We start from the raw sequence: 19175 nt of genomic DNA, 5'->3' as shown, positions 1-19175 counted from the left end.
CATCTTCCTTTACTGTAGTTCTTGAATTTGTTCTTCATCGCCAGCATTTAACATGTGATAGTAAACACCTTGTTTATCAATAAGTTCTTCTTGTGTTCCTGATTCAAGAATTTCTCCATGTGATAATACAAATACTAAATCTGCTTTCTTAACTGTATTTAATCTATGTGCAATGATAATGCTTGTTCTACCTACCATTAAAGTTTCCAATGCTTCTTGTATTTTAATTTCTGTTACGGTATCGATGCTACTTGTTGCCTCATCTAGCAATAATATTTTTGGATCTTGTAATAAACATCTAGCAATTGAGATAAGCTGTCTTTCACCTTGAGAAAGTGAGCCTGATTCACCTTTTAGTACTGTGTTATATCCATTTTCTAAATTAATGATGAAATCATGTGCATTTGCTTTTTTGGCCGCTTCTATAGCTTCTTCTTTTGTCGCATTAGGTGTTCCATACATGATATTATCTAGAATTGTTCCATCAAATAAGTAAGGGTCTTGTAATACAACGCCTATTTCTTTTCTTAAAGAAGCTCGTGTAATCTCAGCAATAGATTTTCCATCGATTAAAATTTCACCAGATTCTACATCGTAATAATGTAAAATCAATTGAACGATTGTTGTTTTACCTGCACCAGTAGCTCCTACAAGTGCAGCTGATTCTCCACTTTTTATTTCAAGGGATAAATCTTTAATTGTTGGTGATTTTTGTTCTTCATCATATCTGAAGTTAACATTGTTAAATTTAATATTCCCTTCAATATTATTTAAATCTATAGCATCTTTTGAATCTTGTTCTACAGGTTCATTCATAATGTCGAATACACGTTCCGCACCGGCTATAGCAGACAGTACCGTATTAAATTGGTTCGCTAAGTCCGATAGCGGTCTTGTAAACTGCCTTGCATACTCTGCAAAAATAACAATAACACCAACTGTTACACCGGCAGATTCATTTAAAGCTAATATACCACCTATCCCAGCTACGATAGCAAAACTTAAATTATTTAAATAATTCATTACTTTAGGTATTAATCCACCAAATGTTACTGCCCAAAAGCTATATTCTTTAACATTATCTGCTTTCTCATTAAATGTTTCCATCACATAATGCTCTTGAGAAAAAGCTTTTACAACAGTTTGACCATTCACGATTTCTTCGATATAACCGTTCATAATACCCAATTGTTTTTGCCTCATCGAATACAACACGCTTGTTCTAGCTGTAATCCAACGTAAACTTATGAACATGATAGGTATAATGATTACTGTTAATAAAGTTAATAATGGACTTAAATACAACATGATAGATAATGTTCCTATTAACGTTACAACGCTTGAAGTAAATTGAATGAATGAGGAGTTTAATACTTGTGACACATTTTCAATATCATTTTGCATTCTACTCATTAATTCACCATGTTGTTTTTTATCAAAGTATGAAACAGGTAACTTTTGAAAATGACTAAATAAATTGTCCCTTAATAAATAAACTGTTCGTTGTGCGATATTTACCATCATATACGAACCTATATAAGAAGTGATGGATAATAAAGTATATACAGATATCAATATAATGATATATTTTAATAATCCATTTAAGTCTTTAGGGATAATTTTTGTATCAATTATTCTACCAATTAAAAATGGCCCTACTAAACTCAATGAAGATGAACATATAATCATGAGTATGACAATGATGAGTTGAACACGTTTTTCATCAATTAAATGCCAAATATTTAATAAAGTCCCTTTAGTATCTCGTGCTCTCTTTTTCTTCTTAGTATTATTTTTAGACATATCATCCGGCGTTATAACCGTTTCATGTCCGTACGGATTTTTAATGCCCATCATGTATTCACCGCACTTTCTTGGCTGTTAGCAATCTCATTATAAAGTTTAGATGATTTTAATAATTCTTCATGATGACCTATTGCTTCTATATGACCATCTACCAATAACATAATTCGATCTGCTGTTTTAGCTGTAGAAATTTTTTGAGTAACAATCAGTTTAGTTGTATCTTCATGTTCAAGTGCATCCCATAAAGCTGATTCCGTCTTCACATCCAAGGCAGAAGTAGAATCATCAAGTATTAACACACCAGGTTTCCTTACAAGCGCTCGAGCAATAGAAAGTCTTTGTTTCTGACCACCAGATAAAGTAACACCTTGTTGTCCAATCATCGTTTCATACTGATGATCAAATGCTTCGATAGAATTGTGTATTTGTGCTTTTTGAGTAGAAGTTTCTAACGTTTCTAATTCAGCATTCGGGTCTCCGAATTGCAAGTTTTCATATATTGTTCCTGAGAATAATAATGCAGTTTGTGGTACATATCCGATAGCGTCTCGTAAATCTTCAATTTCCCAGTCTTCTACATTCTTGCCATCTAAAAGAATTTCTCCTTGTTTAGTTCTATAAATTTTCGGAATTAAACTCAGTAAAGTAGATTTTCCTGAACCTGTAGAACCCATAATAGCAAAGGTTTCTCTCGGTTCAACTTCGAAGGAAATATTGTGAAGTACCGGTTTATTAGCGTTTGGATAAGTAAATGAAACATTATTGAATTTAATACTATAAGCATGATTTTCCACTTTGTGACCGTTCTTTTCTAATACCCATTCATCTGATGGAGTAGTAAGCACTTCTTCTATTCGATCACTGGAAGCCTTCATTCTACTTAATGTCATGATAAGAAATGCCAACATACCAAATCCACCTTGCATTCTCATACCATAATTGATGATTGCGACCAGTTTACCAACTTCTAGAGTTGAACTATTAACCATATCAGACCCAAACCAAATGACAGCTAATATACTCGCATTAATAATAAATAGTAAAGATGGATTAATCAATTCCATTAGTCTTAAAGCGTATGTATAATTATGTCTAATGTCCTTTATTTTTTCTTTAAATTGATTAATTTCTTGGTGTGATGTCTGACTCGCTTTGATCAATCTAACAGCTTCAAGATTTTGTTGGAAAAATCTATTCATTTCATCAAATTTTCTTTGTATCTTAGTAAATAATTTAGAACCCGTGCGCGCAATAAAGAATATTATTATAAATATAAATGGCGTTCCAATCACCAAATAAAGCGCTAGCCTAGGTTCAACTATAAAGCTCATTACGATACTTCCAATAATCATCAAAGGGGCTCTTAACATGATTCTTATAGACATATATACTGCTGTATCACAGTTATTAACATCGCTTGTGAGCCTCGTAATTAAACTAGAAGTTTTAAACTTCTCTAATGTTGCCAATGAAAAAGTTTGAATTTTACTAAATTGTGCAGTTCTTAAATCATATGCAAAAGTTTGACTAACATGGCCAGCTACAAAACTATTCCATATCCCAGACACTAAAGCTACAAGACCTGTAACAAGCATAATGCCTAAATAAAGATAGACGTGGTTTAAATCATTCTTTAAAATACCATTGTCTATTATTTCAGATATAAAAATAGGCTGGATTAATTCTACTGCTAATTCTATTAACATTAATATTAAACCTAATATAAACAGACCCGTATACGGTTTAATATATTTTAATACAGTTCTCATATCTTTCGTCCCCTTTACTCCTTAAACCGATATAATATAATACATTTCTCCTTTATATTTATAATAAATAACGTTCATTCATTAAACTATCTTAATTAAGATCTATATTTATCCGTTAACGTATCCATCATGATGCCTTCGGGAACGTGATAAAACTTCACTTGAGATATAATGCTTTTACATTCCAACTCAACCATGCGCTCATTAATTTGTTCTATTAAAATTAGGCAAGCATTCATATCCCCTTCAATAGTAGTTTCTAAAGGATTCACTTGATACTTTAAACCAGAATCATCTATTATTCTTATTGCTTCATCAACTAAAGGTATTACCCCTGTATCTTCGTGCTCTGGAATAATTTGAATGCTCATTAATGTATTTGTCATTTGAAAATCCCCCTTTTTATTAAAAAAAGCTCATAGACAAACTATGAGCTTAAAGTGTATTCATTATATAATTATTTAAATTGAGAAACAAGCTCTTCAAATTGGTTTTCTTCAAGCTTCAATGATTTTTTAACTAGTGGTGTTTCATCAAGTTGTTCTAATTGTTGTTCATATGATGGAGTTTCTTTATCTTGATATATAATACCTGTAATCATAGATTCTTTATCCATCACTGTTTGTATTGCTTGATTTTTATTTGAAAAATCATAATCCTCAATATCAGCTAATTTAGTTAAATTCTCTTTAAACCAATCATAAGTATTTATTTTGTTGTATGTTACACATGGTGAAAATACGTTTACAAATGAAAATCCTTTGTGATTGATTGCTTCTTCAATTATATGTGTTAATTCTTTGATGTCGCTTGAGAAGCTTTGCGCTACAAAAGTAGCACCTGATGATAATGCTAATTCTAAAGGTGCAACGTTTTGTTCAATGTTACCTTTAGGTGTTGTTTTTGTAACAAAACCTTTAGCAGAACTTGGTGAAGTTTGCCCTTTAGTTAATCCATAAATTTGGTTATCCATGATGATATAAGTCATATCCATATTTCTTCTTAAAGCATGAATAGTGTGACCCATACCTATAGCAAATCCGTCTCCGTCGCCGCCTGAAGCAATTACTGTTAAATCTTTATTAGCCATTTTAACACCTTGTGCTAAAGGTAATGAACGTCCGTGAATTGAGTGTAGACCATATGAGTTTACATAACCACTCAAACGACCCGAACAACCTATACCTGTAATAATGGCAACTTCTTCTGGTTCCAATCCTACATTTGCTGCTGCTTTTTGAATCGCTGCTTGCACAGAGAAGTCACCACAGCCTGGACACCAGTTTGGTTTAACATTATTTCTAAAATCTTTAAATGTTGCCAATTATATCAACTCCTTCATATTACTTGCGATTTCTAAAGCTTTATCTTCTATTTCATGCGGTAAGAATGGTGTACCGTCATATTTTGTTTGGTTAATAATTTTACCTTGATGATTTACATTCATTTTGATAATGCTAGATAGTTGTCCTTGGTAATTATGCTCAGCTACAACTACTTTTTTAGCTTTATTAAAGGCTTCTTGTACAGCATCAGTAGGGAATGGATGTAATTGTCTAATTTGAATATGATTAACTTTTACATTTTGCTTATCTAATCTTGTAATTGCTTCTTCGATTGCTCCTATAGTAGAAATGAATCCTACATATAGAATATCCGCTTCATCATATTTTTCATTAGATTTAACTGGTTCATCGATTAATAATTGAGCTGTTTTACGCATACGTTTATCCATTTGTAATTGTCTGTTTTCAGCACCTTCAGAAGGTTTTCCTTCTTCGTTATGTTCAACACCTGTCACATGGTGAATACCACCTTTTGTACCAGGAAGAACACGTGGAGAGATTCCAGAATCAGTCAATGCATAACGTTTAAAGTACGCCTTATCTTCAGGTGTTTCCATGTCTTCTTCTATTAGAGCGCCTCTACGAATTTCAATTTTGTCATAGTCTAATGATTCAACGGTTTGTTTACCTAAAGATAATTGTAAATCTGAAAGTAATATAACTGGACATTGATATTCTTCAGCTAAGTTAAATGCTTCTATCGTTAAATAAAACGCATCGCTTGCGCTTGTTGGTGCTATTACAATTTTCGGAATATCGCCATGAGTACCGTATATCATTTGCATTAAGTCAGACTGTTCTTGTTTAGTTGGTAAACCAGTTGATGGCCCACCGCGTTGAGTATTAACGATTACTAAAGGTGTTTCAGTCATTCCTGATAAACCTATTGATTCCATCATCAATGATAATCCTGGACCAGCAGATGATGTAAATGAACGTACACCAGCATAGTTAGAACCAATTGCCATTGTACATGCAGCAATTTCATCTTCCGTCTGTATAACGGCGCCACCTAATTCTGGTAAACGATCAATCATGTACTCCATAATTTCTGAAGCTGGCGTGATAGGATAAGCTGCCATAAATCTAACTCCAGCTGCTACTGCCCCTAAACCAATCGCGTCATTACCTATCATAAATAAATGGCCATCAGAGTCATTCTTCTCTAAAGTATGTTCACTTTCTAATGAATCCATTTCTTCTTTCATTAATCTATAACCTTCATTTAACGCTTGAATGTTTAAATTAACGACACTTTCGCCTTTACGACTGAATAAATCACTGATTAATGATTCAAATACGTCTGTATCTAAATCCATGACTGCACAAGTAGAACCTACAGCTACCATGTTCTTCATTAACGCTGTTCCTAATTCTTTAGCTACGCCTGTAAACGGTAAGCTCACTAATTGTGCTTTACTATCTTCTGGATTTTCAGGTTTTGCTTTTGCATCGGCAATGATAATACTGCCTTTTTGCATTTCGTGATAGTTCACATCTATTGTTTCTTGGTCAAATGCTATTAATATATCTAAATCATCACTAATCGCTCTTACTGGCGTGGATGATACTCTTATTTTATTGTTTGTGTGTCCGCCTTTGATTCTACTAGAAAAATGACGGTATCCGTATAAATAATATCCTTGACGGTTCATAGCAGTTGCGAATATTTCACCTGTTGACTCAATTCCTTCGCCTTGCTGTCCGCCAACTTTCCATGAAATTTGTGATTTCATCTTATGGCCTCCCCCATATAATATCTCAATTCACATCATACCAAAAAAATCCCTTTAATCCTATGAAATTAAAGGGTTTTAACAAAAATCATCCTAATGGACGATACTATTCAAATGGATGATCATCGTTTATTAATATTCTTTGAATTTTTTTAGCTTTTCCATCTTGAGTTAAATCAACAACCACACCTGAAAGTACTTTTCGACCTTCATTTGGCAAGTTATGACGTTGAGGTAAACTCGTAATAAATCTTTCAATAACCTCATCTTTATTAATGCCGAGAATACCGTCGTAATATCCAGTCATTCCAACATCTGTAATATATGCTGTACCTTCATTTAAAACACGTTCATCAGAAGTTTGTATATGAGTATGCGTACCAACAACTGCACTAACGCGTCCATTTAAATACCAAGCCATCGCATTTTTCTCAGAAGTTGTTTCTGCATGAAAATCAACAAAGATAAACGGCGTTATTTTAGATGCTTCTTCTATTAATTCATCAGCTTTTTTAAAAGGACAATCGATAGCAGCCATAAATGATCGACCTTGCAAATTGATAATAGCAACATCTTTATCGTTGACTTTAATGATTCTCATACCAATTCCCGGTGCCTCATCAGGAAAATTCGCAGGTCTTACCATTCTATTCGCTTGACCTATAAATTCGTAAATTTCCTTCTGACCGTATGTATGATTACCCATCGTCATAAAGTCTGCGCCCATACGTAAAATTTCTTTATATATTTTTTCAGTTATTCCTTTACCATGTGCAGCATTTTCACCATTAACAATCGTTAGTGTTGGTTTGTATGCTGCTTTAATTTTAGGTAAATATGTTTCTAATTGTTCTCTACCTAATTTGCCTACAATATCACCTATAAATAAAATTCTCACTACAGTCATCCTCTCTATTACTCTTTATATTCTAATGGAAAACAAAATATTTTAAAAGTAATGATTATTAATTTATAATATAGGGTATACGTTACAAGAGCGTTATTTATATAGTAACGTATCAAAAAATTAATAGGAGTGTTTATTTAAACATGGGAATTGATATTGAACCCGAAAAGTTTGCAGAACTAGTGGTTAAAGCAAATCCATCCGTACACGAAGAGGCAGAAGATATTGCCAAGGATAGTTTGGAGTTATACGTAACAGCTTTTAAATTAGCTGAAAAATACGGTAATTGCGCGATAAACTCGCACGAAACTTCAAATGTATTAAAAGAAGCATTAGATTTAGAGTTGAACTTAACGAATTAAAAATAAACATGAAAAATGAAAACGAGACTAGGTATAGATTATCCTAGCTTAAATAAAACAGAGTCGATTATCTTATTCATTTAAGAATCGCCTCTGTTTTTTAATTTGTATAAATTTAAAAATTGTTATAATGACTTAAATAACTCTTCCCAATATTGTTTAACTTTATCTCTACTAAATCTATCTTTTATACTTTTAGCCGCATTTATACGCATTTCATTTATTAATTCAGGATTACTAAATAAATAATTCATATTTTCAGCTAATTGTTTTATATTATTTTTTTCAATAATTAAACCATCTTTACCGTTAGTAATAATATCTTCAGGACCATAGTTAAAATTATAACTCAATACTGGAACACCATTTGCCATACTTTCTAATATAGATAACGAAAAGCCTTCTGTTTTCGAAGTTACAATCGAAAAAGCCGCTTCTTTATAAACATTTTCAATATTATCGGTATAACCTTTTAATATAACGTTCTCAGTTAAACCTTTAGATTTAATTAAATCTTTAAGCTTTTTCTCTTGATCACCAGAGCCATACATTTCTATCAAAAAGTTTGGATTGTATTCTACGAGTAAACTTGCAGCTTCTACTACATGATGAATTTGTTTTAATGAAACTAATCTAGAAATAACAACAGCTTTATCTTTTTTAAAATTATTATGGGCATCGCTATTTTTCACTTCTATGCCATGTGGTAGCGCAAGTAGTTTTTCATCATGATTTTTTCTAGTTACTATATCTTCTTTCTGCCTCTCTGTCAGCGCGACTAAATAATCTATTTTATCTAAATTATTTAATGCAAATTTTACAGTACTTACAATTTCTGATTTTTCAACATCAAACGGCTCTTTCACATGATTACTATGCAATCTAATAAGTTTTTTAGCTTTTTCATCATCGACTAGTGTCATCACATCATCAGTATTACGAGCATCTGAAATTAAAATTGGATATTCATCGTTTTCAACAACTTTTTCTATAAAATAAGCTTTTAAAGCTTCATCACTTTTAAATGTCTTTTTAATTTCATTACCATTAAATAATAAAACTTTATGAGCATTTCCAGTTTCGGGATTAACCCATTTAGATAAATAACAATTGCCTTTACTGTCTTTAAAAACCATCTGTCTCGGCTTATTTAATTCAAAATCCATATAAGAAACCTTGCCCAAATATCCTTTAGGCGTGTATGCTTCACTTCTAATTCTATATCTAAAATCATTAAAACAATCTACACCTTTTACAGTCTCATCGTCACGATGAGTCATATAATACCTATATAAACCATTTTCATATATTCTATATCCATTTTTATTTTTTACTTTTTCATAAGCAAAATCAGAAGAAATACAATCATTAACTTTCGTTAAATCTTCTTCAACATTTTTCTCATCTCTATAAAAATCATACATATTTCTTATTTCAATATCTCTATTAATACTATAGTATTGAAATAATTTTTCAGTTATAATGTCATAATCACTATTATAATTAAAAGTTAATATTGTTGTTTTATAACCCAATTCAGCACTCATGTTTGCTTGCTGAATACAAGCTTTAGTTAAACCGCCTCTACCAACATCAAGTGAGTTTATCAAAAAATAAATTTCTTTTCCCATAATAATAAACCTCCTAATTGAGGTTCATTATATAGTCGCTTAAACATCATTTCAAACGATAAGTTATTTCTAAGGAGATAATATGTTTATAACAAAAAAACGTTTAATCATTAATTTCGTCTTTATTTTTTTAATAGGGTCCATTACATCTTACTTTGGCTATAACCTAAAAACAGATCATTCATTCTTAATATTATCGATTGCCGGGTTAACAATAGGTTATTCAATACTTATTCCTATTAAACTATTAGCTGAATATTTAAGTGCTAAAGAATAAAATATATACCAGTATAATAATAAGAGCGTTGCACCTTAGGATACAACGTTCTTATTTTTTCTTTTTATTTAATTACTTATTCTTATTATCAGCTCAAATACCTTTTCTTATAGTAATAATTTATTAACACACTTTTTGTTACAAAACTGTAAATTATTTGTAATATACAAATAATAACAATATTTGGTAAATGTGTTATTATATTAAAAAAACAAAGAGGTGTTTATATGAAAAGTTTCAAAAAAGTAATGATTTCTCTAGTTGTTGGCAATATCGTTATAACTCCCTTTATTACTTCTAATGTAGATGCTATGGAGCAACCTTCATTTAAAGTTGGCGGTAGAAAAGATTATCAAGAAATTCAAGGTACTCATTTAATGGTGAATGTTACTGGGGTGGATAAGAAAGGTAACGAAATTCTTGTTCCTGGCTTTATAGAATTCCCTTTAACACCTGGTGAAGTATTAACAAAAAAAGATATTTTAAATTATGTTCAAATTGCAATAGATGCAAAGGCTGCAGATGAATATCGAGTGGTAAATTTAGCGCCTAATTCGAAAATTGAGGTATCATATAGTAATAACAAGTCTGATATATTTCCTATAACAGATAAAGGATTTGTTATTCCTGATTTAACTAAGCATATAGAAAATCCTAGTTTCAAATTGATTACTAACGTAGTTTTAGAAGAAAAATCTTCAACTGATAATAATCAAGTATTTAGTAAATCCACAGAAGTTTCGATAGAGCATTTTGTAAAATTTTTAAAACGCGATAATGAATCAAATATATTATTACCTATCAATACAGGAAGAATCACAAATTTAAAAGAAAAACATCATGTTGGAGATAAAATTACTGAAAATGACTTATTAAAAGCTGCTGAACTAGAGTTTAAAAAGACTAAAGAATATAAAGAAGGTTATCGAATAGTTAAAAGATTAAATGCTAATGTTATAGAAAATGGTGTCAGTTCTAGAATTCTATATGATTTTCAAGATAATAAACCATTTAATTATACAATATCAGGTAAAAGACAACCTGCTAAATTACATACAGATGGTTTGTCAGATACTTATTACATTTCTAAAAATGGAGACGATTATCCATTAAATTAATAGATTTAAGAAAGTGGGACTACGAAACCTTATAGAAAATTACGGTTTCTACCCCACTTCTTTAATATTTTTCTATTTCTTCTGCTAAATTTTTATCTAGATCACTTTCAGTATTATTAAGATGTATGACAATGTTCTCTTTATCCGCTTCACTACGATTTTGACTTAACTTATATGCAGCTTCTAATTTATCTACTTTTACTTTGAAACCCACTATACCTTTTATTTGTTTTTTTGTCTGATCAGATAAATTTTCCCATGTTGCCCCACCTCTATGTTCACTTTCATACTTATCCAACAAAACTTTTAAATCTTCTTTTAACTGGTGTTCATTTAACAAGACACTTTTCCCATAAACATGTGTGCTTTGATAATCCCATGTCGGTACATCCTCAGTTTCATACCATGTTGATGATATGTATCCATGTGGCCCGTGGAATATAATGAGTACATCCTCGTTATTGTCCATTGTTCTCCATTGCTTATTGCCTCTAGCAAAATGCCCAGATATAAATAAAGCATCATCATGCTCATTAATAATTACTGGTAAATGTGTTGCAATAGGTTTTAATTCATCAACAGTAACTACAGTCGCAAAATTATATTTAGTCATAAAATTTTTAATTTCTTGATAATCTTTCATTTGATAATGTTTTGGTATGTACATCTGAATGCTCCCCTTTACAGTTCAATTAAACACACATTTTACACTTAATTTTAAATACCCTATTCAACTATTGTCAAAGCTTTTAATACAAATAAATAATCTATGCTACACTTTAGAGTATAAATTTAAAATATTGATAATATCAAATGATGAAAAGGGGTATGTAGATGAATAAATTAGGAACTTTGTATTTTTTTACAGGTAAAATGGGAGCTGGAAAATCAACTACAGCAAAAAAATTAGAAATTAATAAAAACGCTATTTTATTATCTGAAGATGATTGGTTATCTCAACTTTATCCAAATGAAATAACAACATTTGACGACTACTTAAAATATTCAAAATTAATAAAGCCTTTATTAAAAGAACACATACAACGTATTTTAAAAGTTGGTAGCAATGTAGTATTAGACTTTCCAGGAAACACAAAAACACAAAGAAGCTGGTTACTCAGTATAGCGACTGAAATAAAGGCAAATCATGAATTAATATTTCTTAATATAGATGACGAGAAATGTTTAGAAAGAATAAAAAAGAGAAGTATTGAAGAACCTTCAAGAAAGAATTTTGATACAAAAGAAACGTTTGAATACGTAACTAGCTTTTTCGAAGAACCACTTCTCTCAGAAGGATTAAATATAAACGAAATAAAAGGAGCAGGACAGAAATCTAGTTGTATTTAATAAGATTTCTTAGCCCTACCGCGAAGAGCGACTAGGATTGACAAAAGCTTGATATAAGCGTATTTTTAGTCTATTCAACTACTGCCATAACAAAATAGAGTCTGGAACAATTATTTATGTTCCAGACTATTCGACTTCTAAAGATAAAATCTTTTTCTTGTTTTCACTCAAAATATCAAACTTATCTTTTGAATTTTTATCCGAAGTAAAAACATCAAAAGAATCATTATAAATGCCCTTAGCAGTATCAGTATTCTCTTTTGAAGTACTTGAATAAATTGTACCAATTTCCTCTAATAAATCAGCACTTTTTCTATAATAAACTAAATCTTCTTTATTAGCTTCAATTTCAATAAGCGCATCTCTAATACCGTATCGTAGCGCACAGTATAAAGCTATAGCCGATACAAATATGTATACAAAAACCACTTGATACCCTCCTCTTTTAAGTCTGCAAAATAACCTTGCATTATCAAAGTTTTAGATCAAACTAAATTGCTAATATAGTAACACTTATAATGTTATCACAGATATCTAGTACATATTAATAAGTTAAACTTTATGTTTAATTTTCATCTATAACGATTACTTTAGTAAATTAATATCGTTTTATAGTATAATATACTTAAATGTAAAAATATGGATATATAAACTATGAAAGGAGAAAGTACTATGAGCGATTACATTACTAAAGAAACTTTTGAACAAATGGAAAAAAGAATAGATGATAAATTTGAGCATTTATCCGATAAAATAGATGATTTATCTAAGATTATGGAAAATAATATGAAGCTCATGGAAAGTAATGTGAAATATCAAATCTCTGAAATGAAAAATATACAATTCAAATGGTTCATTGGCACAATGATAGCTATTGCTGGTGTAGCTGGAAAAGTTTTTGGGTTGTATTGATTATGTATTTTTTATGAGAGTTATAAAATTAATAAATTATAATGACGAAAGGAGAAATCAGTATGAGCGATTACATTACTAAAGAAACTTTTGAACAAATGGAAAAAAGAATAGATGATAAATTTGGGCATTTATCCGATAAAATAGATGATTTACCAAAAATCATGGAAAATAATATGAAATATCAAATTTCTGAAATGAAAAATATACAATTCAAATGGTTCATTGGTACAATGATAGCTATTGCTGGTGTAGCTGGAAAAGTTTTTGGGTTGTATTGATTGTTTATTTCTTTTTTAATTCATTCTAAAGAATAGCTAGTATTCCAGTTAATCAATAATTAACAAAAAGTTATTTATCTAACATCTAGTAAGAGATAAAGCAGTATTGTTGATGCTATAATTTTAATTGAGTAAAAAGCCTTACATTTTCGTGACACCTTTCGAGCCTCGAATTGGTAAGGAAATGAGGTGGTAGCATGGATATTAATATTAACATCAACTTTGATTTTACTGTCGTAATAACATGGTCAGTTAGTATAGCATTTACTATTGTATATGCCCTATATCGTGCTATTAAAGGAAAGCAAAAAAATAAGCTAACTATACGCCAATATAGTTAGCTTTAACCTAAAAAGGTTCGTTTGGTAATCACAACCATACTTGTGAGCCTTTACTCAATGGATAGGCGTCAAGTTACGTGGGCTTGATGGTAATTTTTATCACACCCTCCAAAATAATACTGTGACTCTTTGAAGTGTGAATTTCTTAAATTTAATAAAATAACAAATTCATAGCAATTTACAAAATTATTATAATCAATTATACTATTAATAATTAAATAGATGTGCTGCTATTATCCCCGGGTAAAAGCATTTAAAGCACCGAAAATTTATTCCATTAGGGCCTGTTTTACAGGAGGAATAAATTTTCGGTGCTTTTTATTTACTTCTATTTAAAACTTTAAGGAGTGGTTTCTATTGGTAAAAATAAAATCTTTAGATAGTGAATCTTTAAAACTGTTACTATCTATTAATGACATTATTCAAATTGTCGAAAATGTATACAAAAGTAAAGCGTGCAATTCAACTATGACATGGCCAACTATATTTTATGAATTTCAAAAAGGAAAAGCAGATATGGATATTAAATCTGGATATATTCAAAATGAAAATATTTTTGGTCACAAAACAGCAAGTTGGTTTCAAGAAAATGAGGTTAATGGATTACCAACTCTAAATGGTTTAATAACTATTTATAATGCAAAAAATGGTATACCAATTGGGATTACTGGCGCTGAATATATAACTGGTATAAGAACAGGTGCTTCAAGTGCTGTTACTATAAAACATTTAGCAAATAAAACTTCTGAGGATTTACTAATTATTGGCTCAGGTAATCAAGCATTATTTCAAATAGCATCAGCTGTTACAGTATTACCTAATTTAAAAAACATAAGAGTATACAGTAGAAATATTGAAAAAACAAAACTTTTAACATCAAATTTAAAAAAGAATTTAAAAGAAAACTTTAATATTTTTATCGATGATATTGAAATAATCAATGTAATTAATTTAAGAGAAAACGTAGAAAGTAGTGATGTAATAATTACAATCACACCATCTAAAGAACCATTAATCAAAAAAGAGTGGATTAAAAAAGGTACTCATATTAGTTGCGTTGGTGCTGATATGCCAGATAAACAAGAGATTGATCCACAGATACTAAAAATCGCTAAGGTATATGTAGATGACTTAGAACATTGCATAAAATCCGGTGAAATAGAAAAAGCTATAAAAAAAGGTACAATAACTGCCAAAAATATTTATGGTACTGTCGGAGAAGTAATTATAGATAATATACGAGGGAGAACAAGTCAAGATGATATAACTGTTGTTGATCTAACAGGAATGGCTTTACTAGATATCGGAACTGCTTATCACGCACTTAAATTAGCCAATCAAAATAACATTGGGACAACAATAAATATTTAATAAAGGAGAGAAACATTTATGACATTTAATTTTCAAGACACAAAAGATGCCTATAATCGTATTAAAAGGTATACAGTAAAAACACCTTTAGAAGAGTCTTTTTACTTAGGAGATGATAATAAAAAATATTTTTTTAAATTAGAAAGTTTTCAAAAAGTAAAGAGTTTTAAAATTAGAGGAGCGCTCAATAAGATGCTTACTTTAAATAATGAAGAAAAAAAGTCTGGTGTAGCAACAATTTCTTCTGGTAACCATGGAAGCTCAGTAAGTTATGCAGCAAAATTATTAGGAATAAGAAACGTGAAAATTATTGTTCCGGAATCCACACCACAAAGCAAAATTGATAAAATTGAATACTTTGGTGGAGAAGCCATTCTATTGGGCAAAAATTATGATGAAGCAAATTCATTAGGGATGAATTATATACTAGAAAATAATTTAACTTATATAGACGCTTACTATGATGACCCATATATATATGGTGGTCAAGGTACTATAGGTATTGAAATTTTGGAACAAAACCCTGATATAGATACAATTGTTGTACCTATTGGTGGTGGTGGTTTAATTACAGGTATAGCTGTAGCTGCAAAACATATTAAACCAGATATTAAGATTATTGGTGTACAAACCGAAGCATGTCCTGCAATGATTAAGTCCTACCAACACAATACATTTTATGAAGAATACCCTAATACAGATACTCTTTGTGATTCTCTCATAGGTGGAATAGGAAAACTCAGTTATAAATTAGCAAAAGATTATGTTGATGAATTTTTAATAGTATCTGAAAATGGCATTGCTAAAGCGGTAAGTTTTATGGCTAAACAAGAAAAGTTTATTGCTGAAGCTGGTAGTTGTACTACAATCGCTGCAGTTAACGAATACCCAGAAAAAATTTCAGGAAAAAATATTGCATTAGTTATATCTGGCGGTAATATTGATGGTGAAATTTTAACAAATATTTTACGTAATCACTAATTTTAAAACGACTACCCTTTTTTTCATTACAAACCACAAAAATAATCCTACAACCATTGTGGCTGTAGGATTTTAAATTTAATAATAATTATTTCGCGTATTCAGTTGCTCTCATCTCCCGGACAACTGTCACTTTAATATGCCCTGGATATTGTAATTCACTTTCTATTTGGTCTTTAATACCTTTTGCTATTCTATGTGCTTTTAAGTCATCAATATCTTCAGGTGATACTATTACTCTAATTTCTCTACCTGCTTGAATCGCATATGCTTTTTCAACACCGTCATAGTCTTCAGATATTTCTTCTAATCTCTCTAGTCGTTTAACATAGTTTTCTAATGTCTCACGTCTAGCTCCTGGTCTAGCAGCGCTTAATGCGTCTGCAGCAGCTACGAGTATAGAGATGACTGATGTCGGTTCTACATCCCCATGATGTGAGTGTATTGCATTTATGACTGTATCATGTTCATGATATTTCTTAGCAAGTTCTACCCCTATTTCAACATGGCTGCCTTCAACTTCATGATCGATAGCTTTACCAATATCATGTAATAAACCTGCACGTTTCGCTAATGTTTCATCTTCACCTAATTCAGCTGCTAACATTCCTGAAAGTTGTGCAACTTCTATAGAGTGTTTCAGAACACTTTGACCGTAGCTTGTACGATATTTCATTCTTCCTAATATCTTAACTAATTCTGGATGTAAGTTATGAATACCTAATTCAAAGGTAGCTTGTTCTCCTGATTCTCTCATCAAGTCATCTACTTCTCTTCTTGCTTTTTCAACCATATCTTCAATTCGACCTGGATGTATACGTCCATCAGATACTAAATTAGTTAAGGCTGTCTTAGCAATTTCTCTTCGAATTGGGTCAAAACCAGATAATATTACTGCTTCTGGTGTATCGTCTATAATCAAATCTACTCCTGTTAATGTTTCTAAAGTACGTATATTTCGACCTTCACGACCGATGATACGTCCTTTCATTTCATCGTTTGGTAAATTCACGACTGATACTGTTGATTCTGAAGTATGATCTGCCGCTAATCTTTGTACTGTAGTAGCTAACAGTTCTTTTGCTTTCTTATCAACATTTGATTTAAGTTCACGTTCTTTTTCCTTTACAAGTACGGCAATATCATGTGACAGTTCTTCTTCGACTTTTGAAAATTGCTCTTTACGAGCTTCTTCGCGTGTCAATCCGGAGATGCGTTCTAGTTCTTGTTCATGTTTCGTTATTATGTCTTGAACATTACTCTCTTTTGCATCTACCTGTTGTTGTCGCTCTTCAATTTTAGCTTCTTTGTTTTCTAGAATTTCATCTTTTTTGTCTAAAAGATCAGATTTGCGCTCTAAATTTTCTTCTTTTTGAAGTAATCTTGATTCTTGTTTTTGTAGGTCACTTCTTCTCTCTCGAATTTCACTATCAAGATGATCTCTAATTTGTTGATTTTCTTCTTTTGCTTCTAGCAATTTCTCTTTCTTTAGGCTCTCAGCTTCTTTGTTCGCTTCACTTAAAATATAGTGAGCTGACTGACGAGCTTGATCTTGCTTTTTCGTTAAGCTATTTTGTGCGAAAAAGTATCCTACAACAACACCTAGAATAACTCCTAGCAAAATGAGTAAGAGGGTTAATAAGTCCACATAAACACCTCCTTCTATCTAGGTTTTTACGTCTTATATATACAAAAATATGATTAAATGAAACTATGGAATCATACAACTCAATTGTACGTTTAAATTTGTACAAGTGTCAAGGACATCAACTTTATTTTTCATATGATTTCAATAAAAAAGCGTTCTATAAATTATCTCATTACAAGTGATTTATAGAACGCTAATAAAAGTTATTGATCTAGCAATGATTCTTGCTCAGGATTTTCTTCTTTTTTATCTTTCTTATCTTTCTTAGCTTCTTCTTTAGGTTTACCATTAAAACCTAATTCATTTCTAAGAATAGAATCAATTTCTTCAATGATAGCTGGGTTTTCTTTCAAGTATGTTTTAACATTTTCTTTACCTTGTCCCATTCTTTCACCATTATAAGAATACCAAGCACCTGATTTATCGACGATTTCATATTCAACAGCTAAATCGATTAATTCGCCTTCACGTGAAATACCTTCACCGTACATAATATCAACTTCTGCTACTCTAAATGGTGGTGCCACTTTGTTCTTAACAACTTTAATCTTAGTACGGTTACCTACAACTTCTTGACCTTGTTTCAATTGTTCGGCTCTACGCACTTCTAAACGAACAGAACTATAGAATTTAAGTGCACGACCACCAGGTGTAACTTCAGGGTTACCGAACATAACGCCTACTTTTTCACGAATTTGGTTGATAAATATTGCAGTTGTATTTGATTTAGATATTGCAGCTGATAATTTACGTAAAGCTTGGCTCATTAGACGAGCTTGTAAACCAACGTGTGTATCGCCCATTTCGCCTTCAATTTCAGCCTTAGGTGTAAGAGCAGCTACAGAGTCAACGATAATAATATCAACAGCACCACTTCTTACGAATGCTTCAGCAATCTCTAGTCCTTGTTCCCCGTGGTCAGGTTGTGATAAATAAAGGTTATCTATATCTACGCCTAAATTCTTAGCATAAACTGGGTCTAAAGCATGCTCAGCATCGATAAATGCAGCTACGCCTCCTTGACGTTGTGCTTCTGCAATAGCATGAAGCGCAACAGTTGTCTTACCAGAACTTTCTGGTCCATATATTTCAATAATACGTCCTTTAGGATATCCACCTACTCCTAAAGCTTTATCTAATGTAATAGATCCACTGGACACAGCTGAAACTTCTCTACTTGTGTTATCCCCAAGTTTCATAACTGCCCCTTTACCAAAGGATTTTTCCATATTCTTAATTACTGTATCGAGTGCTTTCTGACGTTGTTCGTTCACGCGATAACCTCCTATATATATAAAATGAGTTTACTTGTTTAATTAGCTATCATTTACTATAAATC

19 protein-coding genes are annotated in these 19175 nt (G+C 31.1%); 8 read left to right on the top strand and 11 right to left on the bottom strand.

The window, feature by feature from the left end; translation table 11 throughout:
* Nucleotides 1–9: 9 nt before the first annotated feature.
* The 6 genes from LQ688_RS11015 to LQ688_RS10990 form a co-directional block, all read right to left on the bottom strand.
* A complete protein-coding gene (locus LQ688_RS11015) occupies nucleotides 10–1854 on the bottom strand; it encodes an ABC transporter ATP-binding protein (RefSeq protein ID WP_214269849.1) in 1845 nt (614 codons plus the stop codon).
* Complete coding sequence (locus LQ688_RS11010; RefSeq protein WP_064210911.1) at nucleotides 1854–3575, bottom strand: ABC transporter ATP-binding protein; 1722 nt, start codon at nucleotides 3573–3575, stop codon at nucleotides 1854–1856. Before LQ688_RS11010 ends, LQ688_RS11015 begins: the two co-directional genes overlap by 1 nt.
* A gap of 95 nt (nucleotides 3576–3670) precedes the next feature.
* Complete coding sequence (locus LQ688_RS11005) at nucleotides 3671–3961, bottom strand: thiamine-binding protein (RefSeq protein WP_017000472.1); 291 nt, start codon at nucleotides 3959–3961, stop codon at nucleotides 3671–3673.
* Nucleotides 3962–4032: 71 nt separating this feature from the next.
* Nucleotides 4033–4899, bottom strand: a complete 867-nt coding sequence (locus tag LQ688_RS11000; protein ID WP_017000473.1) for a 2-oxoacid:ferredoxin oxidoreductase subunit beta — start codon at nucleotides 4897–4899, stop codon at nucleotides 4033–4035.
* Nucleotides 4900–6657, bottom strand: coding sequence for a 2-oxoacid:acceptor oxidoreductase subunit alpha (locus LQ688_RS10995; protein WP_064210912.1), 1758 nt, complete (start codon nucleotides 6655–6657; stop codon nucleotides 4900–4902). It abuts the gene before it with no gap.
* Nucleotides 6658–6763: 106 nt separating this feature from the next.
* On the bottom strand, nucleotides 6764–7555 hold the full coding sequence (locus tag LQ688_RS10990) for a TIGR00282 family metallophosphoesterase (protein ID WP_239752766.1): 792 nt from the start codon (nucleotides 7553–7555) through the stop codon (nucleotides 6764–6766).
* A gap of 152 nt (nucleotides 7556–7707) precedes the next feature.
* Here LQ688_RS10990 and LQ688_RS10985 point away from each other — a divergent pair, with 152 nt between their 5' ends.
* A complete protein-coding gene (locus tag LQ688_RS10985; protein WP_017000476.1) occupies nucleotides 7708–7926 on the top strand; it encodes a hypothetical protein in 219 nt (72 codons plus the stop codon).
* Between the two features lie 125 nt (nucleotides 7927–8051).
* Here LQ688_RS10985 and LQ688_RS10980 read toward each other — a convergent pair whose 3' ends face one another.
* The gene (locus LQ688_RS10980) at nucleotides 8052–9557 is read right to left on the bottom strand and encodes a glycosyltransferase (RefSeq protein ID WP_239724872.1); all 1506 of its coding nucleotides are present in this window, start codon (nucleotides 9555–9557) and stop codon (nucleotides 8052–8054) included.
* 82 nt (nucleotides 9558–9639) lie between these two features.
* On the opposite strand from LQ688_RS10980, the gene LQ688_RS10975 reads away from it, so the two are divergent.
* Both LQ688_RS10975 and LQ688_RS14040 read left to right on the top strand, forming a co-directional pair.
* Nucleotides 9640–9834, top strand: a complete 195-nt coding sequence (locus LQ688_RS10975) for a hypothetical protein (RefSeq protein ID WP_064204830.1) — start codon at nucleotides 9640–9642, stop codon at nucleotides 9832–9834.
* A gap of 227 nt (nucleotides 9835–10061) precedes the next feature.
* Entirely contained in the window at nucleotides 10062–10952 is an 891-nt protein-coding gene (locus LQ688_RS14040) for a staphylokinase domain-containing protein (protein WP_017000478.1), read from the top strand.
* Between the two features lie 61 nt (nucleotides 10953–11013).
* Here LQ688_RS14040 and LQ688_RS10965 read toward each other — a convergent pair whose 3' ends face one another.
* Nucleotides 11014–11619 carry an FMN-binding negative transcriptional regulator gene (locus LQ688_RS10965; protein ID WP_239724871.1) on the bottom strand — a complete coding sequence of 202 codons (606 nt, stop codon included), beginning with the start codon at nucleotides 11617–11619 and terminating at the stop codon, nucleotides 11014–11016.
* A gap of 167 nt (nucleotides 11620–11786) precedes the next feature.
* Between LQ688_RS10965 and LQ688_RS10960 the strand changes: the two genes are divergently transcribed.
* Nucleotides 11787–12302, top strand: coding sequence for a P-loop nucleotide/nucleoside kinase family protein (locus tag LQ688_RS10960; RefSeq protein WP_239724870.1), 516 nt, complete (start codon nucleotides 11787–11789; stop codon nucleotides 12300–12302).
* 126 nt (nucleotides 12303–12428) lie between these two features.
* Here LQ688_RS10960 and LQ688_RS10955 read toward each other — a convergent pair whose 3' ends face one another.
* Complete coding sequence (locus tag LQ688_RS10955) at nucleotides 12429–12731, bottom strand: hypothetical protein (RefSeq protein WP_239724869.1); 303 nt, start codon at nucleotides 12729–12731, stop codon at nucleotides 12429–12431.
* 243 nt (nucleotides 12732–12974) lie between these two features.
* Here LQ688_RS10955 and LQ688_RS10950 point away from each other — a divergent pair, with 243 nt between their 5' ends.
* The 4 genes from LQ688_RS10950 (at nucleotide 12975) to LQ688_RS10935 (ending at nucleotide 16188) form a co-directional block, all read left to right on the top strand.
* Complete coding sequence (locus LQ688_RS10950) at nucleotides 12975–13214, top strand: hypothetical protein (RefSeq protein ID WP_147640647.1); 240 nt, start codon at nucleotides 12975–12977, stop codon at nucleotides 13212–13214.
* Nucleotides 13215–13276: 62 nt separating this feature from the next.
* Nucleotides 13277–13495, top strand: a complete 219-nt coding sequence (locus LQ688_RS10945) for a hypothetical protein (protein ID WP_070045090.1) — start codon at nucleotides 13277–13279, stop codon at nucleotides 13493–13495.
* A gap of 698 nt (nucleotides 13496–14193) precedes the next feature.
* Entirely contained in the window at nucleotides 14194–15207 is a 1014-nt protein-coding gene (locus tag LQ688_RS10940; RefSeq protein ID WP_135032271.1) for an ornithine cyclodeaminase family protein, read from the top strand.
* 18 nt (nucleotides 15208–15225) lie between these two features.
* Nucleotides 15226–16188: a threonine ammonia-lyase gene (locus LQ688_RS10935; RefSeq protein WP_239724868.1), complete on the top strand. Its 963-nt coding sequence runs from the start codon at nucleotides 15226–15228 to the stop codon at nucleotides 16186–16188.
* Between the two features lie 88 nt (nucleotides 16189–16276).
* Here the strand turns inward: LQ688_RS10935 and rny are convergent, their stop codons facing one another.
* Nucleotides 16277–17836: a ribonuclease Y gene (gene rny / locus LQ688_RS10930; RefSeq protein ID WP_016998658.1), complete on the bottom strand. Its 1560-nt coding sequence runs from the start codon at nucleotides 17834–17836 to the stop codon at nucleotides 16277–16279.
* A 203-nt stretch (nucleotides 17837–18039) separates the two neighbouring features.
* Nucleotides 18040–19110, bottom strand: coding sequence for a recombinase RecA (gene recA / locus LQ688_RS10925; protein WP_016998657.1), 1071 nt, complete (start codon nucleotides 19108–19110; stop codon nucleotides 18040–18042).
* Nucleotides 19111–19175 lie beyond the last annotated feature (65 nt).

Origin of the sequence: Mammaliicoccus sp. J-M40 (assembly GCF_022386395.1) — a bacterium.
Lineage (GTDB): Bacteria > Bacillota > Bacilli > Staphylococcales > Staphylococcaceae > Mammaliicoccus > Mammaliicoccus lentus.
Note: the sequence above shows the minus strand (reverse complement) of the source record. Positions and strands in the feature narration are given on the sequence as shown.